This window comes from Streptococcus minor DSM 17118 (assembly GCF_000377005.1).
Classification (GTDB): Bacteria; Bacillota; Bacilli; order Lactobacillales; family Streptococcaceae; genus Streptococcus; species Streptococcus minor.
Genome location: NZ_AQYB01000033.1, coordinates 334,791 through 354,430 on the forward strand (window position 1 = coordinate 334,791; position 19,640 = coordinate 354,430).

Annotated in this window: 16 protein-coding genes; 1 reads left to right on the plus strand and 15 read right to left on the minus strand. The window is 41.2% G+C overall.

What is annotated here, in order from left to right:
- Positions 1-3: 3 nt before the first annotated feature.
- From spxA to F602_RS0107985, 6 genes are all read right to left on the minus strand, one after another.
- Entirely contained in the window at positions 4-405 is a 402-nt protein-coding gene (spxA, locus tag F602_RS0107955; RefSeq protein WP_026183377.1) for a transcriptional regulator SpxA, read from the minus strand.
- 123 nt (positions 406-528) lie between these two features.
- Positions 529-1,782, minus strand: coding sequence for a bifunctional folylpolyglutamate synthase/dihydrofolate synthase (locus F602_RS0107960; RefSeq protein ID WP_018167445.1), 1,254 nt, complete (start codon positions 1,780-1,782; stop codon positions 529-531).
- A gap of 86 nt (positions 1,783-1,868) precedes the next feature.
- Positions 1,869-2,786 (minus strand): bifunctional riboflavin kinase/FAD synthetase, encoded by a 918-nt coding sequence (locus F602_RS0107965; RefSeq protein ID WP_018167446.1) that lies wholly within the window; start codon positions 2,784-2,786, stop codon positions 1,869-1,871.
- 70 nt (positions 2,787-2,856) lie between these two features.
- On the minus strand, positions 2,857-3,738 hold the full coding sequence (gene truB, locus F602_RS0107970; RefSeq protein WP_026183378.1) for a tRNA pseudouridine(55) synthase TruB: 882 nt from the start codon (positions 3,736-3,738) through the stop codon (positions 2,857-2,859).
- A 54-nt stretch (positions 3,739-3,792) separates the two neighbouring features.
- Positions 3,793-4,701, minus strand: coding sequence for a hypothetical protein (locus F602_RS0107975; RefSeq protein ID WP_018167448.1), 909 nt, complete (start codon positions 4,699-4,701; stop codon positions 3,793-3,795).
- A gap of 135 nt (positions 4,702-4,836) precedes the next feature.
- On the minus strand, positions 4,837-6,120 hold the full coding sequence (locus F602_RS0107985; RefSeq protein WP_018167450.1) for a DUF2130 domain-containing protein: 1,284 nt from the start codon (positions 6,118-6,120) through the stop codon (positions 4,837-4,839).
- 414 nt (positions 6,121-6,534) lie between these two features.
- Between F602_RS0107985 and pepT the strand changes: the two genes are divergently transcribed.
- Entirely contained in the window at positions 6,535-7,755 is a 1,221-nt protein-coding gene (pepT, locus tag F602_RS0107990) for a peptidase T (RefSeq protein ID WP_018167451.1), read from the plus strand.
- Between the two features lie 43 nt (positions 7,756-7,798).
- Here pepT and F602_RS0107995 read toward each other — a convergent pair whose 3' ends face one another.
- From F602_RS0107995 to F602_RS10780, 9 genes are all read right to left on the minus strand, one after another.
- Complete coding sequence (locus F602_RS0107995) at positions 7,799-8,485, minus strand: cysteine hydrolase family protein (RefSeq protein WP_018167452.1); 687 nt, start codon at positions 8,483-8,485, stop codon at positions 7,799-7,801.
- The gene (gene arcC, locus F602_RS0108000) at positions 8,466-9,446 is read right to left on the minus strand and encodes a carbamate kinase (protein ID WP_018167453.1); all 981 of its coding nucleotides are present in this window, start codon (positions 9,444-9,446) and stop codon (positions 8,466-8,468) included. The genes F602_RS0107995 and arcC overlap by 20 nt, the downstream gene beginning before the upstream one ends.
- Positions 9,447-9,470: 24 nt before the next feature.
- A complete protein-coding gene (gene allD, locus F602_RS0108005) occupies positions 9,471-10,541 on the minus strand; it encodes an ureidoglycolate dehydrogenase (RefSeq protein ID WP_018167454.1) in 1,071 nt (356 codons plus the stop codon).
- Between the two features lie 92 nt (positions 10,542-10,633).
- Positions 10,634-11,878, minus strand: coding sequence for an amidohydrolase family protein (locus F602_RS0108010; RefSeq protein ID WP_018167455.1), 1,245 nt, complete (start codon positions 11,876-11,878; stop codon positions 10,634-10,636).
- A gap of 25 nt (positions 11,879-11,903) precedes the next feature.
- Entirely contained in the window at positions 11,904-13,259 is a 1,356-nt protein-coding gene (locus tag F602_RS0108015; protein WP_018167456.1) for a hypothetical protein, read from the minus strand.
- A 29-nt stretch (positions 13,260-13,288) separates the two neighbouring features.
- Positions 13,289-14,485: a dicarboxylate/amino acid:cation symporter gene (locus tag F602_RS0108020; RefSeq protein ID WP_018167457.1), complete on the minus strand. Its 1,197-nt coding sequence runs from the start codon at positions 14,483-14,485 to the stop codon at positions 13,289-13,291.
- Positions 14,486-14,505: 20 nt separating this feature from the next.
- Positions 14,506-15,750, minus strand: a complete 1,245-nt coding sequence (locus F602_RS0108025; protein ID WP_018167458.1) for an MFS transporter — start codon at positions 15,748-15,750, stop codon at positions 14,506-14,508.
- The gene (locus F602_RS0108030) at positions 15,731-16,594 is read right to left on the minus strand and encodes an oxamate carbamoyltransferase subunit AllH family protein (RefSeq protein WP_018167459.1); all 864 of its coding nucleotides are present in this window, start codon (positions 16,592-16,594) and stop codon (positions 15,731-15,733) included. Before F602_RS0108030 ends, F602_RS0108025 begins: the two co-directional genes overlap by 20 nt.
- Positions 16,587-19,589 carry a bifunctional FdrA/YlbE family protein gene (locus tag F602_RS10780; RefSeq protein WP_018167460.1) on the minus strand — a complete coding sequence of 1,001 codons (3,003 nt, stop codon included), beginning with the start codon at positions 19,587-19,589 and terminating at the stop codon, positions 16,587-16,589. The genes F602_RS0108030 and F602_RS10780 overlap by 8 nt, the downstream gene beginning before the upstream one ends.
- Positions 19,590-19,640 lie beyond the last annotated feature (51 nt).

Genomic DNA, 19,640 nt, shown 5'->3' on the forward strand with positions numbered 1-19,640 from the left:
AATCTATCCTATCTCTGCCCTCAACGTTGCGTTCTTCAGCTCCTGTTTTCGATAATTTCGTGGCAAAAATGCTCGAATTTCATCTTCGTTAAAACCAATCTGCATCCGTTTATCATCCAAGATAATAGGACGACGAAGCAAACTTGGATAAGTCTCAATGAGATCAATCAACTGAGAAACAGAGAGTTCATCCACATCAACATTGAGCTTTTGAAAAACCTTTGAACGTGTAGAAATCAAATCATCTGTTCCATTTTCAGTCAGGGCTAAAATACTTTTTAACTCATCCGCCGTTAGGGGACTGGTCATAATGTTGTGCTCTGTAAAAGGTACTTGATGATTTGTTAACCAAGCGCGCGCTTTGCGACAACTTGTACAGCTCGGTGATAAAAATAACGTAATCATAAGCATCCCTTTCTAGAATTTTCTCAAATCTATTATACACTAGGATAGACCTGTTGACAAGTTGAAATTGATAGACAAGGTGCACAAATCTGTACTTTTTTTCACAAAAGACTTAAAATTGAGTTATTTGTCTTTTTCTAATAGGGCTTGGCGAATGTTTGAGATAAAGTAGAGAGAACCTGTCACGATGTAAAGTCTCTGCTCATCTGGCTCCATCTGCGTAACCCATTCTTGCCAAGAAGGAACTCGGATGTACTGACTGGGATAAGCCTCTAAGGGGAGGGCTTTAGGAAAATCAAAGCTGGTCACCGTCAGGCTGGCAAACTCTTCTAACATTTCCAACATATCCGTGACAGGCTTGCCTTCGATGGCTGCAAAAAGAATGTGGATATCCTTGTCAGAATAAGAAGACTTCAGCAAATCCACCAAGACCTGGACACTTTCATTGTTATGGGCACCGTCAATCATGAGATTGTGTCTGATAAACTCTGTCCGACCTAACCATCGGCTGGTGGACAAGGCAGATAAAATCTTAGTCTTGCTAATGTTTGGATAGTTCTCCTTGAGCAAAAGTGTAGTCATGATAGCTAGACTGGCATTGGCTTTTTGGTGTTGACCAGGCATAGCTAGCTGAATAGAGTCAACCCGCTCGTCTTGGTATATAAAATCAAACTTCTCTCCCCTTTCTTGGTAAGAAAAGTCACGTTCCAGTAGGTAGGTCTTGCTAGCTAACATGTTTGCTCTTTCCTCAAAAACCCCCACAACATCCTGACGCTCAGTAGCATAAACTACTGGTACTCCTGCTTTCATAACACCTGTCTTATTGCGGGCAATAGCCGCATGATCTTCTCCTAGATAGGCCTGATGGTCTAAACCGATAGAAGGACAGACAATAACTAAAGGTTGAAAGACATTTGTTGAGTCATGGAGACCACCCATACCTGCCTCTATGAAAGCTATATCTACTGGATGCACTTCTCCAAAGTAGAGAAACATGAGAACTGTGATAATTTCAAACTCAGTTGCAGCTTCCCAAGAAGTCTCCTTGGGAAGGCGCTCAACAATAGGCTCGATACGATTCACCATCTCGGTCAATTCTTCCTTGGAAATCATCTGACCATTCAGACTGATACGTTCACGAAAATCCATAATAAAAGGAGAAGTAAAGGTTCCTACTTCATAGCCTGATGCCGTAAAGATATGTTGTAAGTAATTGACTGTAGAGCCCTTTCCATTTGTGCCAATAACATGGACTCCTTTTACTTTTTCCTGAGGATTACCTAATTCATTGAGTAACCACTTGACTCGCTCAATACCCGGTTTTATCCCAAATTTTAGTTTACTGTGAATCCAATCTAAACTCTCTTGATAGTCCATATCTCGCTCCCAACAATATTTCTCATTAGTATAGCATAATTTTTTCTAGGAAAAAAGACCAGCCAGAGGCCGGTCAAACTATTTCACTATTCCCCCCAAGTCAGGGAAACCTCTTCATCTCTCTGCATTTGTAGCATGAGTGATTCGATTCCGTCAAACTTAATCATATCTCGGATTTTTTCCAACCAGATAATGGTAATTTTTTCACCATAAATTTCTTGGTTAAAATCAAAAATATGGGCTTCAATCCGCATCTCCGTACCATCAAAAGTCACATTGCGGCCTACACTCGCCATAGAGCGGTAACGTTTGCTACCGATTAGCACATCAGCTACATAGACTCCTTCACCCGGCAGATGAACTCGCTCAAAGGGAGCTAAGTTGGCTGTAGGGTAACCAATCGTTCGTCCTCTAGCATCTCCATGCACGACGATACCTTCTGTCGTAAACTTATAGCCTAACAAACGATTTGCCTCTGCAATATTGCCCTCTTTCACAGCCTTCCGAATACGACTGGAGGAAATCTTCTCCCCATCCAGCTGAACCTCGTCAATCACCTCTACTTGACCATCAAAAAGTTCTTGCAAAACGCTGACATCTGCTCTGCTATTGCCAAAGTGGTAATCAAAACCAGTCACCACGACACTGGCTTGTAGGGGCGACACATAATTTTCCAGAAACTCCCCTGGAGATTGCTTAGCAAAAGAACTAGTAAAATCGGCCAGATACAACCGATCTACACCGTAAGACTCCATGAGGGCAAAACGCTTTTCAGGACTGGTCAGTTGCAAGAGCAAGTCTGCGTGATAGCGAACGAATGCTAGTTTCGGTGTTTCTGGGAAGGTTAGCACCGACACAGAGATACCGCGCTCATCCGCAATTGCTCGTGCTCGATCGAACAGCGCCTTATGCCCTAAGTGCAGACCATCAAAATATCCCAAGACCAAAACAGTATCCTGAGTCTTGCCTATCTTTTTTTTATCATCTATTCGTACAATTTCCATAACAATTCATTATATCTTTTTCAGGCTATTATAGCAAGATTACAGTTTAAAAAGCGTACCATAGGTCCACTTACAGCATGACTTTACGAGGTTTGTATTGATTATCTCGTTTTTCCATAATAGCCACCAGTTGGCCTTGATGAAATGCAGCTAGCAACTCTACATCGGTATCTAAGAATACTCGTCTGCCAAAGCTAACTTCTCTCACTTGTTCATTCGTTAATTCATATTTTGGCAAGTCTCCAATACCTTGCTCAATCGGCCGAAGGAAAGAAAAGTCATCCCTATTTACCAAATCTACAATCTCTGCCAAGGTCAGGGCATCCATGAGTGTCATACCGGCTGAACCAGTTCGTTCTAGTTGGGACATGTGGCTAGCGTAACCCAACTTGACACCCAAATCCACTGAAAGAGTACGGACATAGGTACCTTTTCCACACCTCACTCGAAAACTAAAACGAACTAGCTCCCCTTCTCGTTCCAAGGGACTGGTGCGCTCAAAGGAATAGATATGAATCCTACGTTTTGGTCTCTCGACTTTCTGGCCAGCTCGAGCATATTCATAGAGTTTACGTCCATCTACCTTGACTGCTGAGTACATGGGCGGAACCTGCACGATGTCACCGATAAAGCTAGCCATCGCTTCATCCACCATTTCAGAGGTCAAATCAGCAGAAATTGGAGTTTTCTCTACTACTTCACCGCTAGCATCCTCGGTCGTTGTTGAATACCCTAACGTAATCTCTCCCTCGTAGATTTTACCTTCATCCTGCATGTACTCTATCATGCGAGTAGCCTTGCCAACCGCTATGGGCAATACTCCCGTCACATCCGGATCCAGAGTCCCACCATGGCCAATCTTTTTTTCCTGTAAAATCTTGCGTAGCTGAAACACTGCATCATGGCTGGTCATCCCAGCCTCTTTTTTCAAATTGATAATTCCTGTTAGCATAGGGTTATTATACTGGTTTCAAGAGAAAAAGACAACCAGAATCAGTCGTCTTGCCTATTTCATATGCTCATTGATTGCCTTATAGATACGGTTTCTTTGGTGGGGAAGACAATCTTGCACCCAGTACCACCAGAAATAGCCACCAATATAATTTTCTGTATACTTGGGCATGGAATAATATTCCTCCACCATGGCAATCTTGCTTTCCACACTCGCATTTAGGGCAGTTTTGCCACATTCACCAATGCCAACTCTTGAATATGGGAAGAGAACCTGAAATTGCTCAAATACTGACTGCCATTGTGGTTGGAATCCATCATTATCGTCTTCATAGTAGCTGATAAAGCTATAATCAAGACCTTGTCGCATAGAATTGGGAATGTTCTCTTCAATCCAGTTAAACATACTTTTTTGACTATTTGGTTTTTCATAGTAAAAAGTCAGAGCAGTTTGACCACCTGCAGCTACTATAGTTTGGTAGGCTGCTTTTAATTTACTGGTAATTAACGAATTCTCTTGTTGAATCCATTCCAGTCCATTGACTTCATTTCCGATTTCCCATATGTCTGTGTAGTCTGATAGATGAGAAAACGAATCCTCAAACCGCTTTTGATAGGAGATGACACTGTCATATTGATTCATATCGTATGAATCGACAGGACAGGCCATAATATAGGCTACCTGATGAAGCCTTTTGAATAAGTCAACATAGTCTTTTGCCTCCGTATCGTTTGACATGACAATTCTAACAATCGGCTTAACTGGCATATCCTCAATTGCTGCGACAATATCATCCAGCTCCACACTGTCATACCACGAATCATCGATGGTAATGCCATATAGTTGGTCGTCCAAGCCAAAATCAACTTGCTTATTTCCAGGTGTCTTAAGAAACAGCAAAAAGATAAACAGACTGGAAAGAGCAATCAGACTAAAGAGAATTCCTGCTATCCTTTTTTTCATACGAGACTCCCTTATGCTATATTTGATTGAGCATGACGTAGTTTATTACTATTTGAGTTGAGGAAAGAGCTTGGCAATCTTTAACTTGGAAAGGGCGAATAGTAATCTTTTCTTCTATACTGCTTTCTACGGTCATCAGTTTTCCTTACTTTCCTTCAACTCCTCAAACTTGGCTTTCATAGTAGGGTTATTGCGGGTCAGTTTTTTCACAGAAACATCGTCAAGTTTGTTGTTGGCTAGGCGGAGTTGGTTTTCACTAGTGGTCAAGAATCGCTTGACTTCTTCCATGCGCTTGATAGCCTTATCAATTTCATCAATGGCTTTTTTAAAGTTTGTCGAAGCTGAATGGTAATTTTTGGCAAAGGCATTTTTAAAAATTTGCAAGTCTTCCTCAAAATGGGTAATGTCAATATTTTGCTCTCGAACCAAGGCTAGTTCCTGCTTATATTGCAAACTGTTGAGAGCTGCGTTGCGTAAAATACCAATTAATTGGATAAAGAATTGTGGGCGGATAACATACATTTTTTCATATTCGTGGCTGACATCGACAATACCTGTATTGTAATAGTCATTGTCCGCCTCGAGCATGGTTACCAAGACCGCATATTCACACTTTTTCTCCTTACGGTCCTTATCCAGTTCTTTCAAGAAATCTGTATTTTTGTGCTTGGTCTTGGTGGTATCAGCTTCATTTTTCATCTCAAACATGATGGAGATAAATTCCAAGCCTGTATCATCGAAATCACGGAAAATAAAGTCTCCCTTAGAACCCGATGCTGAAACTTCGTTGTCCTTGCCAAAACGAGCACGAGGAAAAGCGTAGGAACGGACCTTATTAAATTCAGTTTCAGCATAAATTTCCAAACTTTCCCCGATAGCCTTGGTGGATTGTTGAGCCTTAAAGTTTTTATAAAACTCAACTTGTTCATTGGCTGCTTTAAGCTGGACTTCATAATCACTGCGAACAGAAGACAGGGCCAGCTCACTTTCTTTTTCTTGGAGAGCTAGCTGGTTTTTGACTGAATCTCGCTCTCTCTCGAGACTAGTGAGGCTACGTTGGAGTTCATTTTGGTGTTCGAGACGGGCTTGCTCTAATTGGTTTTGCAAGGCTTGTACTTCCTTGTCCTTTTCAGCTAACAGAGCAGACATATCTTGCTCTGTTGTCTTTTTTACCAACTCTTTCTGCGCTTCAAACTGCTCTACTTGATGCTTTAGAGCCTGCACTTCCAGATTTTTCTCCTCTAGGGCTTTCTGCTGTTCATTCTTTGCTCGTGCTTCTACTAGAGCTAACTCCTGGGTCAGGCGGGCATGGATCTCACTTTCAAATTCAGCGGTACGAACTTGACTTAACAACTCGCTGTATTCTGTTTCATTTACTTGAAAAACTGTTCCACAATGGGGGCATTTGATTTGATTCATATCTTTTTCCTTTGCATGCAGATATTGACTATGACCTTGATTGGCAGTCAGTTATTCACATATGTCAGCTACTTTCATCATTCGCTACATATTTTTCCTCATTTCACAATATATCTGAGTCTACTATGCTAGTATACCAAAAAAAGAGGCTGTCGTAAAAAGTTGGAGATAGGCTGTAAGCATTCCTAAAAATGTGATATACTAAGGCTAGGCTTCTCTAGTCATAGCCTAGCTATGTGAAAGTTCTTGTAATACTGTTGCCAGCCTTATGAAAGATGGTAGGATGCTCTGTAATAGGAAGTAGAATAGTCCTACCAATACCAAAACTCTAACCTGGCATATTGCACTTATTGCAAGGAGGACAGCATCGCTACCATCATCTACAAATAGATTATAAAAAAGTAAGGAGATAGGATGAAATACCCTACACTATTAGACCGTTTCTTGGTTTATGTCAAAGAAAATACCCGTTCAGATGAACGGTCAACTACTACACCTAGCACTCAAAACCAAGTTGAGTTTGCTCAAAATATTTTGTTGCCAGAAATGAAGCGAATTGGTTTGCAGGATGTGCATTATCTGCCAAATGGCTTTGCCATCGGAACCTTGCCTGCTAACGACCCTAGTTTAACGCGTAAAATCGGCTTTATTTCCCATATGGACACAGCTGATTTTAATGCTGATGGAGTTAGTCCGCAGATTATCGAACACTACGATGGTCAACCTATCCAACTGGGCACTTCAGGCTTTTCTCTAGATCCAAAGGATTTCCCTCAGTTAAATAACTATCACGGACAAACTCTGATTACTACAGACGGAACAACTCTCTTAGGAGCAGATGACAAGTCAGGTATCGCTGAAATCATGACAGCTATCGAATATTTGGTCCAACATCCAGAAATCAAGCACTGTGAAATTCGTGTTGGTTTTGGTCCAGATGAGGAAATCGGTATCGGTGCAGATAAGTTTGATGTTGAAGATTTTGATGTTGACTTTGCCTATACTGTTGATGGTGGTCCGCTCGGCGAACTCCAATATGAGACGTTCAGCGCGGCTGGGGCTAAAATTGATTTTCTAGGACGTAATGTCCACCCTGGCTCAGCCAAAGACCAGATGATCAATGCCTTCCAATTAGCGATTGATTTTCACAATGCACTTCCAGAAGCTGATCGCCCTGAAAAAACAGAAGGCTATCAAGGGTTCTTCCATCTGATGGACTTATCTGGCAGTGTCGATCAGGCGCAAAGCAGCTATATTGTGCGTGATTTTGAAGAGGAAGATTTCCAAGCTCGTAAGCAGCTGTTGTTGGACGTTGCTGACCAGATGAATGCTGCCTTCGATACACCGCGCATCATCGTTCATCTTCATGACCAATATTACAATATGAAAAAAGTAATTGAGAAGGATATGACTCCTATCGAAATTGCCAAAAAAGTCATGGAAGACTTGGATATCCAGCCCATTATTGAACCGATTCGTGGTGGAACTGATGGTTCCAAGATTTCCTTCATGGGAATTCCTACGCCAAACCTCTTTGCTGGCGGAGAGAATATGCATGGCCGCTTTGAATTTGTTAGTCTCCAGACCATGGAGAAAGCTGTTGATGTCATCATCGGCATTGTCGGTGCGAAATAATAATGACAAAAACCTCGTTTCAAATGAAACGAGGTTTTCTGCTCTATAAAACAGATAAAACTTCATCTGTATTCACAACATTACAATAAGTATTGTTCATGATTTCAAGGGCATGCTCATGGAGCTCTAAATTTCCTGCCATACAAGCATCTTCTACTACCCATACTTTATAATTTTCATCTGAGAGAGAACGAACTGTGCTGGATACACATTGATCTGTTAATAGGCCACCTACCACTACATCCGTAATTTGTAGATTATTTAGAATCAAACGAACATTGCTTCCAGTTAGTGCTGAGTGAGTTGTTTTAGTAACAATAATTTCATCTTTTACAGGAGTCAATTCGTGAATAATCATCGTTCCTTGCCCGTCTTTCAGCAGATGAATATCATTAAACTGTCCTCTCAGATGAGACTGAGAGCGGTCCTTACCGGATGATAGATGGGATTGGATAATCACATGCACAACGTACATAGATTCTTGTCGAAATTTTTCTAGCAAGCGTTGGCTATTAGGAACCACTACTTGTTGAACACGGTCATAGTAAGGCTGCCAGTCTTTTTGATGGGTTGGACTTTCATCCTCAGGTGCATAAACAAAATGATTTTGCAAGTCAATCAGCATAAGAGCTGTTCTACTCTTATCGAGCACCATTTGATAATCGATTGGATCATCCTTGTAATAGAAAGAACAATAGCGATTGTTGACTTTATTTGGAATTTTCGTCATAGCTTTCTCCTTTCGACGCTTCATCAGCTGATATGATGGTAGCTGTTCCACCATTCAGATAGTTTTCAATATTGTTCAATGAAGTGATAATGGCTTTCCCTGTTGGGTAATGTCTCAAATAATCAATAGCTGCTTCAACCTTTGGAAGCATAGAACCAGCAGCAAATTGATTTTCATGAATATAGTGTTCTAATTGACTCACTGTGACTTGTTCTAGTTTCTCTTGGTTGGGTTGATTGTAGTGAACATAGACATTGTCTACCCCAGTCAAAATAATGAACTGTTCAACTTCTAACATCGCTGCCAACTTTGCCGAGGAAAAATCCTTGTCTATGACTGCCTCGACACCAGAAGTCGTACCATTGTTTTGAATGACAGGGATACCCCCACCACCTGAAGCAATAGTGATTACTCCATCTTCTACCAAATTGCGGATAATAGGAAATTCGACAATAGAAACTGGTTTTGGTGATGGAACAACCTTTCGGTAACCACGACCAGCATCTTCTAAAAAGGTATCACCTGTTTCTTTAGCCATTTGTTCTGCATCTTCCTTGCTAAAAAAGGGGCCAATTGGTTTACTAGGTTTGGAAAAAGATGGATCAGTTTGAGATACCTCAACCTGTGTAATAATACTGACAACTGGCTGTTGGATTCCTTTCTTTGTCAGTGCTTCTTTTAAACGATTCTGCAACCAGTAGCCAATGCTACCTTGTGTCATGGCGACACAGGTGTCAAGAGGAAGTGCTGGATTTTTTTGAGAATGCCCCGCAGCCTGTTGAAGTAAAAGATTACCAACCTGTGGTCCATTACCATGGGTAACAATCAATTGATAGCCCGCTTCAACAAATTTTGCTAATTGGTTTGCTGTTGCTTCCAAAACAGAAATCTGGCCTTGGGCTGTCGGGTCATCCGTTAAAATAGCATTTCCACCCAATGCAACGAGAATTTTATGTGGCATACACTCCTCCTCTTTTTTCTACTATCAGGCAAAAGCACCCTTTCCTCCAAATTGATCATTGTGTACCTGATTCGATTTGAGATAGTCAATAATTGATTTCGGTATCGGAATACCATTTTCTTGATTTTTCAAATAGACGAGTTTATTTCGTTCGCCTGGATATAAGACAGATTCAAAACCTTCGGCAGGTTCGATGGAATGTAGCTCTTCTACCATTCGATTTATCTGCTCTGAAAACTCATCTGCATTTGTAAAGCGGCTTGGATCAATGATGATAAAGAGTTGACCTAGGTTTCGTGGACTGGTCAGGTCTGCATACATGGAAGTCACGTGTTTACCAAAAGGTAGGCCAAGGAGACTACCTGCCAAAATATCGACTATCATCATCAGACCATAGCCCTTGGGTCCTGCAATGGGTAATAGCCCCTGTACTTCATGAGGATTAGTGGTCGGAAGACCATCTTTATCAACCGCCCAAGTAGGAGGAATATCTTGATTTCTTGAGCGAGCATCCAAAATTTTACCCCAGGCTTGAATGGTTGTTGCCATATCAAAGACAATCGGTTCGTGACCAGAACGTGGCGCTGCAAATCCAATTGGATTTGTTCCGAAGTAATTTTCTCGTCCACCAAATGGAACGACCATCGGGTCGGATTGGCACATAGAGATGCCAACTAATCCTGCTCGGGCAACTTTTTCGAGATAGTAAGCCATGGTGCCACTATGACTCATTTTTGAAATACCTACAACTGCCAATCCAGATTTTTTGGCCATGTCAATTATAGGTTCTAGGGCTTCATTGACGACATACTGACCAATCCCATTATCACCGTGGAAGATACCCGTACTCTCTCCAGTCTGCTCAAAATGCATCTTAGGATGAAGAGTGACACCTCCCTTGCTAATTCTCTCTGCATAGTATTCTACACGGACAGCACCATGGGAATGAATACCAGACAAATCGGCATAAACCAAGTGATTGGCTACTTCATCCGCTTGCGAAGCTTCTAGACCAGCCGAAACTAATTTTTTCTTAATCAATTCATGTAGTTCTTCGGCCTGTATCGTGACTAATAACATTTCTTCTTGACTCATACACTATTCCTTTCCGCTTATGTCTTATTCAAGAATTAGGAAAAACTTATCGTCCAAACAGTCATACATCCATTATATTTTTGCCATTATCGTTAAGGAAGATTTAAATAAACTTGATCCTTATTTTCTAAGATGATGTTTCCTTTGAAAATAGACAATAGGCGCTTTGGTATATCGATAATGGCATCTTGGTATCTCTTCGTATCGAGGACAACTACTGTTCCAGGATTGCCAACGGTAAAGCCGTAGTTGGTGATTCCTATCGCCTCTGCAGCCTTATGGGTAATCATTGGAAGGACAGTTGGTAAATCATCCGCTCCACCTAAATGAGCTACTGGAATAGCTAGCATAGCGACTTGTAGCAAGTCACCATTTCCATAAGGAGTAAAGGGATTTCGAATATTATTGGAAGCAAGAACGACATTGACACCTCCATCACGCAATTTACGGATTGGCGTCACAGCGCGTCTCACATTTTTCTCATCAGAGCGTCCTCCTAAATGCAGATCTGTCATAGGAAGGCTCATGACACTAATGCCTGCTCCAGACATTAGAGCAATAATTTCTTCTAACTTCTGTCCAGAGCAATCTCCTAAACTAGTGAGATGTCCGACTCCCATTCGGCCAGTAAAACCATGCTCAATAGTCTTTCTTGCAACCAGTTCGATGGTTTGCTTTTCTGAACTATCAAAGAAGTCTTGGTGCAAATCAATCGGCTTACCAAATTCTTTTGCTAGACCAAAGACAATCTCCAAGTGCTTCTCAATATCACTATCATTGTAGGGAATGCCACCAACTACATCTGCACCCATCTCCATAGCACGACGCATTAAGTCCTCTGTGCCAGGAGATTTCAAAATTCCTTCTTGTGGAAATGCAACGACTTGCATTTCAATGTGGTCTTTGTATTTTTCCTTTAAGTCCATGATGACTTCAAAACCATGAAAACCGCCGACTGGATCGAATTCTGCATGTGTTCGAACGTGAGTTGTGCCATGTTTGATTAATAGTTGCAGGGCCTTCTCTGCTCGCTCCTCAATATCTTCTTTGGTAAAAGTAGACTTCAACTGGGCAGTAACAGACAAGGCTTCTTGCAAAGTCCCTGAACGATTTGGTAGGCGATCGGCTATTAAAGCCTTATCAAGGTGAATATGACTTTCTACAAAACCAGGTACAGCAACCCTACCCTTTCCATCGAACACGAAATCAAAATTCTCCGCATCAACTTCCATATCATCTGCTTTTTCAATCGCTTCAAAGATTCCATCTTTGATGATAAGATGATAGCGCTCATTTGTCTCATCTAAGATAACATTGCGTATTAATTGACGAACCATACTAGCAACATCTCCTTTTATTTTTCTACAGGACAATCAGCGACAGGATGATTAAGAGAGTCAATGCTCCTAAAATCCATTTTGTATTGCCTTTTACAACATCGAGAATATCAATATGAAATCCTGATGCCTGAGCTTGCATTGTAATATTAACAAAACTCATTTGACTGCCCAAGCCTACGGCCATGGTGATGAAACCTATCGCAAGGAGAGGTAAGTTCAAACTGACCCCAATCGGGATAACCAAGGCTAATATAGTGGCCACGTATGCACCAGCTGGGACCCCTATTGCAAATCCAGCCAATATTAAAGCAGGGACAATCAGGCTATTTGGTGCAATTTTAGCAGCTTCCACGATAACTCCAAAAGCACCTGTTTGGGTAATAATATTGATAAAGGTGATAAAAATCCCAACCTGAAATAGACGTGTCAATATATATTGTGAGCCGTCTACCAAGGCAGTTGAAGATTCTTTTAGCGTAAATTTTGTACAGAGGAAGATCAGTAAAATGGTAATAATTAAATACATGAATGTCCCTAAAATAGGGAATCCTAACCATGAATTAATAGTGGGGCCTGCAATCACTGCAAAGAGTAGGAAAATAGCTGGAATCGTCCGAATCCATAATTCCTTTGTTGAAAGAGCCGCAATTTCTTCGGATTCTTCCCCTTGAAAAATAGTTTTATTGCGTCTTGCACCAACAAAGGCAATGATAATCGCAATAATGGTAAATAGCAACCAATAGAGTCGCATGGTTTCGACATAGTCCCCTACTGGTTGTGAGGTGAGTTGGGAAACGATACTGGATTCGAGGGAAGCTGGTGAGGTAGTAAAAGATACTGCAGCTGCTAAGCACATCGCTGCAATGATTTCAGGAACAGCTCCTACTGCTGCAAACGCTAGCGGAGCCAAAACCATGGCGGTACCTCCACCGATACCTGACATATACGTCGCTCCAGCCATCAGCAGCACAATAAAGGCAGCAAAGTATTCTACCTTACCCTTTATTCCCCTACGAACCAAGGCCAAAGCTGACGAATAACCACCTGATTTGAAAACTGCAGTCGCGATGGCTGAATTGATGATAGGACCTGTAATCCCAAGCATTGCCGGTATAGATGTCATCAGCAACTCATTGGCTTTCCCAATCGAGATACCACCGATAACCATGGCCAAAGCACCACCAATAAAGCCCGCAACCAACATATCTACTTTCTTAAAAAGTAAGAATAGGATGAGGAGAATGGGGATAATCACTACAAACTTCATATACCCTTCTGGAGTAGGAACCTCTGAGATATCCTGAGCGCTAACTCCTATAGGGAATAAACTGGCAGAGAGAAAGACCAGACCAACTATGTTGTTTAATATTTTTTTCATATACCCTCCCTTTAAAATCCGTTCTCATCTTACTGAGGACGGATATTTGACATCTTGTCTACTATCACAGCAGAGAAAACATCTGAATTGACATTTGTAATAGTTCTGAGCATTCCTACAAACCATTCGACGCCCGCAAACAAGGCTATACTTTCAATCGGAAGCCCAAGTTGTGGAACAATAATCGCCAAGGACACCAATCCTGCACCTGGAACAACAGCATTAGCTAGTGAAATAAACGTTGCTAATACACCGATATACAAAAGCGTGATGCCATCTAAGTGAATGTCATAGAGTTGCGCAATGGTGACTACTGTGATAGCCATATGCATTGCAGAACCATTACTATTGAGCGAAACCCCCATTGGCAATACGAGATCAACCACTCGCTTGCTGATGCCTAACTTAGAATGAGCATCCTCCATAGCCAAGGGCAAGGTAACTGCTGAAGAAGTCGTTGCGAGAGCCATGAGAGAGGTTGATTTCATCCCAACAACAATACTTCTAAATGATTTTTTGCTATACAAGGCGATTACCAAAACCCAAAGCAGTAAGAAGGTGAGGGTGGCTAGACCAAATACCAACAAGTATTGAACCATGGGAAGTAAGATATCCAAGCCCAAGTTGCCAACTGAGACAGCTATCATGGAAAAAATTCCAAGAGGTGCAAACTTCATCACCAAACGAATAATCTGCATGATAATGGCATTAAATTCAAGTAAAAGCGGTAAAAAGAGATTATCTTTTTTTTGAGAGGCATATATATTAACTGCCACTCCCATAAAAATGGCAAAAATGATTATCTGAATGATAGAGCCTCTAGAGAGAGAATCCATGATATTTTGAGGAAAGAAAGAAATAATCGTTTCTGATAAATTGATACTCTGCTCCTCAACGGTCTCTAAACCAGCTTGCGGAATCGTAACACTTTTTCCTGGTTGCATCATCAGTGTAAACAAAATACCCCAGTAAGCTGCTAGAAGAGAGGAAACACCAAAAATCACTATGGTACGAATACCTAAAGCAGACAAGTCCTTCTTTTCAAGTGAGCCCAGAGCCTGGATAACCTGTCCCAATACTAGGAGCGGGATAACCATCTGCATAGTACTCAAAAACACTTTTCCCACCACATCTAGTACGGCTACATAATCTTTAAAAAGAAATCCAGCTAAGACACCCAACGCAATAGCAATCAAGATTTTCCTAATAAAATGTTTATCATCCATCTCCAAGTCCTAGCCTTTCTCTAGAGTGTTTTCGCCTTTTGAGTATCCTTCGCAACAAACAAGAAGAGCAATAATCCCATACCCAGTAAGACAGCTGCCACGTAAAAACCAATCTGCATGGATCCTACCGTATCAGCTAGATAACCAGTTACATAAGGAGCCAATATCGATCCTGACATGCCGATGAAATTATAAGCACTCAATGTTGTTGATAAACTACCCTTTGGTGCAAAAGCATTAACATAGGAAATCAAGATTGGATCCAGCGCCAATTTACCAGTTAGTCCATAAAGGATTAAAACTGCAATCAACAAAGTCTTATCTGTTACATAAGCCATTAAGAAAACAGATAACAATGCCAGCGGTATCAACAACATCATCATTTTCTTAGTGCTGCCAATCTTATCTTTCATGCGAGCAAAGAACAAGGCACCTGGAATAGAAGCCCATGGAACCAGAGAAGCGATAAACCCAACACTACCTCCAACAAAGCCACGCTCTTGTATCAAGAAAGACGGTAACCAAGTAATAATAACGAAGTTAGCATAGATACTAACAAAACAAACTAAGAAGACAGCTACTAGATTTTTATTTGTAAAGATATCTTTTAACGAGACTTTTTCTTCTGGTTCAACATTGGTTTCAGTATTTTCTTCCTTGCTACTTGCGTAAGCCACTCGTTCTTTCAGCAAAGTGTAGAATAAGACACCCACTATGGCAGTCGGTAACGCCATGAGAAAGAAGGGTTGACTCCAATGTGCACCACCAGCCAATACAATGGAGCTAGAAAGCAGGAAGCCACCAGATGTCCCAAAAGCCATTCCACTGTTGATTAAAGCATTACCGAAGGTTACTTTTTCTTTTGGAATAGCTTCACTGGACATGGCATATTGAGGACCATAATAAGCACCTTGTGCAATCCCTGCAAAAGCACGAATCCACAAGAAGATAGCAAATGTTTGAGCCAAGCCACTTAGGAAAGTAGCAAGAGCTAAACCTAGAAATCCAACTGTAATCACCAGTTTACGACCGTACTTATCCCCTAAGATACCAAAGGGAATTTGAGCTACGGCATAGGTGAGAAAGAATATACTATTTGCAAGACCTAAATCGGTATTTGTCAAATCAAATTCTTTCCCCACATTTCCCATAATTGGATTAAAAATGGTACGTGTCGCATACATCAAAATCCAACCTAGGAAGAAAAGAAAAACTAGACGAATCCAATAATTCTTATTAACTATTTCAACTTTTTTCTGTTTCATAGAGCGTTCCTCGCATCTTCATTTTTTGAATACATTTCAACGATAGGAATAAGCCAAATAAGAAATCATAACCAGAAGTATGTCCAATGGTTGCTATTCTTTGGATGGCCTTGTTTGCAGAATAACTATCTCTCCTTTCTAAACTTTTATTGAGACGATAAATGGGTGATGATACAACTCCTTTTAAAAAGGCATCTAAATATTCTCGGCTAATGACGGTTGTTTTGGTCAGATTCTGAGATAAGTAGATCTCGACTTCTTTTTGTATAAGGTAGTCTGATAGAACCCGCATTCCCCAAAAATATCCTAGTAGGAGGTCATCGCCACTTGGCGTCAATCCTAAACCACGTCCAATCAAAAATTGGATAATTGTTTCGATAGCGCTAAGAGACAAATGACCTGATTGCATCATCTCTTGAATCTGCTGAAAATCTGATGATGCCTCTATACCTATTTTATTGAAAGAGAGTTGAGTTTCTACTAATCCCAAGACTTCTTCTATTTCATCTTGACTAAACTCCACCCTAAATACCATCATATTTTGAACAACATTTTCTGGTCCTGATAAGATATACGTATCTGTTTGGCTATAGATGATGATCTTATCCTTCTTCAGTGTAACTAAATCATCTATTTGAAGCCCTTGCAACTTTTGAAAATCTTGAGACTCCAACTGAATCCCAAAGCTGGATAAAAATTCCCTTTCTCCAGAAACATGGATGAGATGTTGTCCAACTATTATATTGAAAGAATGATGGAAGATACTGTGGACGCGACCAGTATACCCATATTTACAATAAGGGTATACCAGATCACTGATTCCACAGATAGATAGCTTAATCATTTGTAAATCCCTTGCTTACTGCATAGGCTTCGAGGGCTTTTTCAAAACAACCGAGAGGCGCACGCACTGTTCCTGCTCCGACCTGTCCTAGCCCTGCTTTCTTATGAGCGATACCCGTATTGATAATCGGCGTGATACCAGTTTCAACAATCTTACGAATATCAATCCCTAGAACACTTCCTTCAAAATTCCAGTTTGGAATAGACCAGTTTGAATTGCGAGTAATACAAATTCGAGCCATCTCCTCTGATGTCTCGATGGCATCCTGGAAGCCACCTGCACCAACAAAACGTGTTACACCAGGAGCGGCAATCATAGCCATAGCGCCAACTCCCACTGTTTCTGTAATCGCACTATCTCCAATATCTGGATTTCCATCTTCTTCACTAAATCCTGTAAAGTACAGACCTTTTGGTGTATTGACCGGAGCTGTATACCAATCATCATTTGTTTCAGCAATACGGATACCAAAATCTACACCATTACGAGTCATGGTTGTTACGATTGTACCTTTTGCATCCTTGCGAGCAGAGTCAACAATTACCTTTCCAGTTGCCATCATGATATTGAGGAAGAATTGATCTGTATCAGACAAGAACTTGATGACATCGTATTTCACATCCTTATCTAGGTCTAACTTGGTAATCAACGGAACGATCTCTTTTACAAAGTTTAGAGACGCAGCGATATTGCGTTGATGGAATTCATCCCCCATCGTAATAGCCTTGGCAATCAAAACATTGAGATTGATGCCATCTTCTGAAAGTTTTAGAGCTTTGGCAATAGTTGGTCCCAATACATCCCGCATCCATTCTAGACGTTGCACGACTTCTTCTGAGTAGGCACCGAAGCGAAGAACCTTACCGATTCCCTCGTTCATCGTACAGTAAGCACGAACGCCGTCTATCTTGTTCTCAACAACCAGTACAGCCATATCACCAGAAGTGATTCCTCCCATCGGACCAACCGCATGGACATCGTGGCATGGGATAAAGCGAACGTGACCCTCTTCAAATAAGGCACGCGCTTCTTCTTCGGTCTGCGCCCATTTTTCAAACAGTGCCGCACCTAGGCATGACCCCTGCATTGGTCCTGTCATTGTTTCCCAGGTAATAGGTGGCCCTGCATGCAATAAGGTTTTTTGACTTGGATCATTTAATTCTGGAATAACATCCCTAGCCTTAACAACATCTATCAAGAATGGCTGCACTTGTTTCATGCGTTGGGCAACTGCAGCATTTTCTGCATCAATTTCGTCAGAAAAACCTTCAAGGAAATTAAGAATTTTAATCATTTTCTTATTGCCACCTGCAATCGGACGCCAGCTATATTGAACAGATTGACCGCCATAAGCTGTGATGGAATCATTAAAGCTTTGTAAGCCAATGTTGATAACACGAGGTTTCTCTGTCAATAAAGACATCACATTTTCAGATGGGGCAGGTAGGTCCATTTTCCGACCGGTGTAAGGGATAACTTTCTTGTTGACTTCTTGCACATCAACCCCTTTAAACTTCAAAGCCAAACGGACAGCTCTTTCATTACTTTCTTCAACCAAGACACCACTCTGAGCAAGGCGATTTACCGCATCCTGATAATTTTGCGGATCGCTAGCTGTGCCCACGACGGTCGCTACTAACTTGATATCTGGGTAAGTCTGCTTGATTTCCTGAATAGTTGGAAGCAAAGCACCTGTCATATCTTCATGTGCTCCATAGCCTAGTACCACATCAAAGAGGATTACACCTGTATTTTCTTTTGCAGCGTATTCTTTCAGTTTAGTGATACGAACTTCTGGGTCAATCATCGGATGTGGGCGACCCTGGGTATAGATATCATCTCCTAAATCGATAATATCATAGCCATTATGTTGCAAAATATAACCTTCTTTTTTGGTTAAACCACCCAAATCCAGAGCCTCTGTTATCAGCATACCCGCCTCAGAAGCAAGGGTTCCACCAGAATATAGCCCAATCACAACCTTGTCTGCTGGTAGTTGCTCAGAAACGCTATGTTTAATCGGCATTTGATAATTGCCTTTGATAGGCTCGCCTTTTGCCAGATCGACAGCTAGGCGCGCTGTTTCTTCTAGGGTATGTGCTAGATAAACATTTCCTTCATGTGAGTCAGGCTTCTCTCCTAAGAAAATAGCGACTACTGGTTTAGAGACGCTTTGTAACAGAGTAACCACCTCATCCCGAACCTCTTTAGCTGCCGGTTTTGAGATAACACAGATAACATCTGTTGGCTCGTGTTTATCCAAAGCAAGAATAGCATCTTTGACAGTAATGGCGCCAACCTTATCAGATAAGTCCCTTCCACCAGTTCCAATAGCATGAACAACTCCCGCTCCTAGTCTATCAATGATGGTGGTCACTTCCTGAATACCAGTACCTGAAGCACCCACTATACCGATATTGCCCGGTCTGATAACATTGGTAAAAGCTAGAGGTACGCTTGAAATAATACCTGTACCACAATCCGGCCCCATCATCAAGAGCCCCTTCTCATGTGCTAAATCTTTGAGACGCTTTTCATCTTCAACAGGGATGTTGTCTGTAAAGGAAAAGACATTGAGCCCCTTTCTAAGAGCTTTTTCCATCTCAACTGCACCATATTCACCAGGAATACTGAATAAAGCTAAATTAGCATCAGGGAGAACCTCCAAAGCTTCTGCCAAGCTAGAAACTGTTTTAGCCTGCTTATCGGAGTTGGTCTTAACTGATAAATCAGATAAAAACTCATCTACGAGTTGTAAAACTTCTGCTTTTACATCCTGCGTTTCCGACTCTACTACAATCACCAAGTCATTGGGCGAAGCAGCTTTTGCTTCTTCAGAAAGCAAGCCACTATTTCCCAAGATATCCTTGTTAGCATCTGATCCCATCATGATTTGACTTTTGACAACCTCTGGAAGGCTATTGACCTTCTGGGTTAATAACATCAAATTAATGGAATCCTGGTAGTTGTTTTCCAAAATTTCAGTTATCAGCATAACTTTACTCCTTTTTTATTTTTTGTTATAATCATTATACCGCAATTATGT

What these genes read in the sequence shown, in the direction of transcription:
- spxA (WP_026183377.1), bottom strand. Translation starts at nt 405, where the DNA reads ATGATTACGTTATTTTTATCACCGAGCTGTACAAGTTGTCGCAAAGCG.
- F602_RS0107960 (WP_018167445.1), bottom strand. Translation starts at nt 1,782, where the DNA reads ATGGACTATCAAGAGAGTTTAGATTGGATTCACAGTAAACTAAAATTT.
- F602_RS0107965 (WP_018167446.1), bottom strand. Translation starts at nt 2,786, where the DNA reads ATGGAAATTGTACGAATAGATGATAAAAAAAAGATAGGCAAGACTCAG.
- truB (WP_026183378.1), bottom strand. Translation starts at nt 3,738, where the DNA reads ATGCTAACAGGAATTATCAATTTGAAAAAAGAGGCTGGGATGACCAGC.
- F602_RS0107975 (WP_018167448.1), bottom strand. Translation starts at nt 4,701, where the DNA reads ATGAAAAAAAGGATAGCAGGAATTCTCTTTAGTCTGATTGCTCTTTCC.
- F602_RS0107985 (WP_018167450.1), bottom strand. Translation starts at nt 6,120, where the DNA reads ATGAATCAAATCAAATGCCCCCATTGTGGAACAGTTTTTCAAGTAAAT.
- pepT (WP_018167451.1), top strand. Translation starts at nt 6,535, where the DNA reads ATGAAATACCCTACACTATTAGACCGTTTCTTGGTTTATGTCAAAGAA.
- F602_RS0107995 (WP_018167452.1), bottom strand. Translation starts at nt 8,485, where the DNA reads ATGACGAAAATTCCAAATAAAGTCAACAATCGCTATTGTTCTTTCTAT.
- arcC (WP_018167453.1), bottom strand. Translation starts at nt 9,446, where the DNA reads ATGCCACATAAAATTCTCGTTGCATTGGGTGGAAATGCTATTTTAACG.
- allD (WP_018167454.1), bottom strand. Translation starts at nt 10,541, where the DNA reads ATGAGTCAAGAAGAAATGTTATTAGTCACGATACAGGCCGAAGAACTA.
- F602_RS0108010 (WP_018167455.1), bottom strand. Translation starts at nt 11,878, where the DNA reads ATGGTTCGTCAATTAATACGCAATGTTATCTTAGATGAGACAAATGAG.
- F602_RS0108015 (WP_018167456.1), bottom strand. Translation starts at nt 13,259, where the DNA reads ATGAAAAAAATATTAAACAACATAGTTGGTCTGGTCTTTCTCTCTGCC.
- F602_RS0108020 (WP_018167457.1), bottom strand. Translation starts at nt 14,485, where the DNA reads ATGGATGATAAACATTTTATTAGGAAAATCTTGATTGCTATTGCGTTG.
- F602_RS0108025 (WP_018167458.1), bottom strand. Translation starts at nt 15,750, where the DNA reads ATGAAACAGAAAAAAGTTGAAATAGTTAATAAGAATTATTGGATTCGT.
- F602_RS0108030 (WP_018167459.1), bottom strand. Translation starts at nt 16,594, where the DNA reads ATGATTAAGCTATCTATCTGTGGAATCAGTGATCTGGTATACCCTTAT.
- F602_RS10780 (WP_018167460.1), bottom strand. Translation starts at nt 19,589, where the DNA reads ATGCTGATAACTGAAATTTTGGAAAACAACTACCAGGATTCCATTAAT.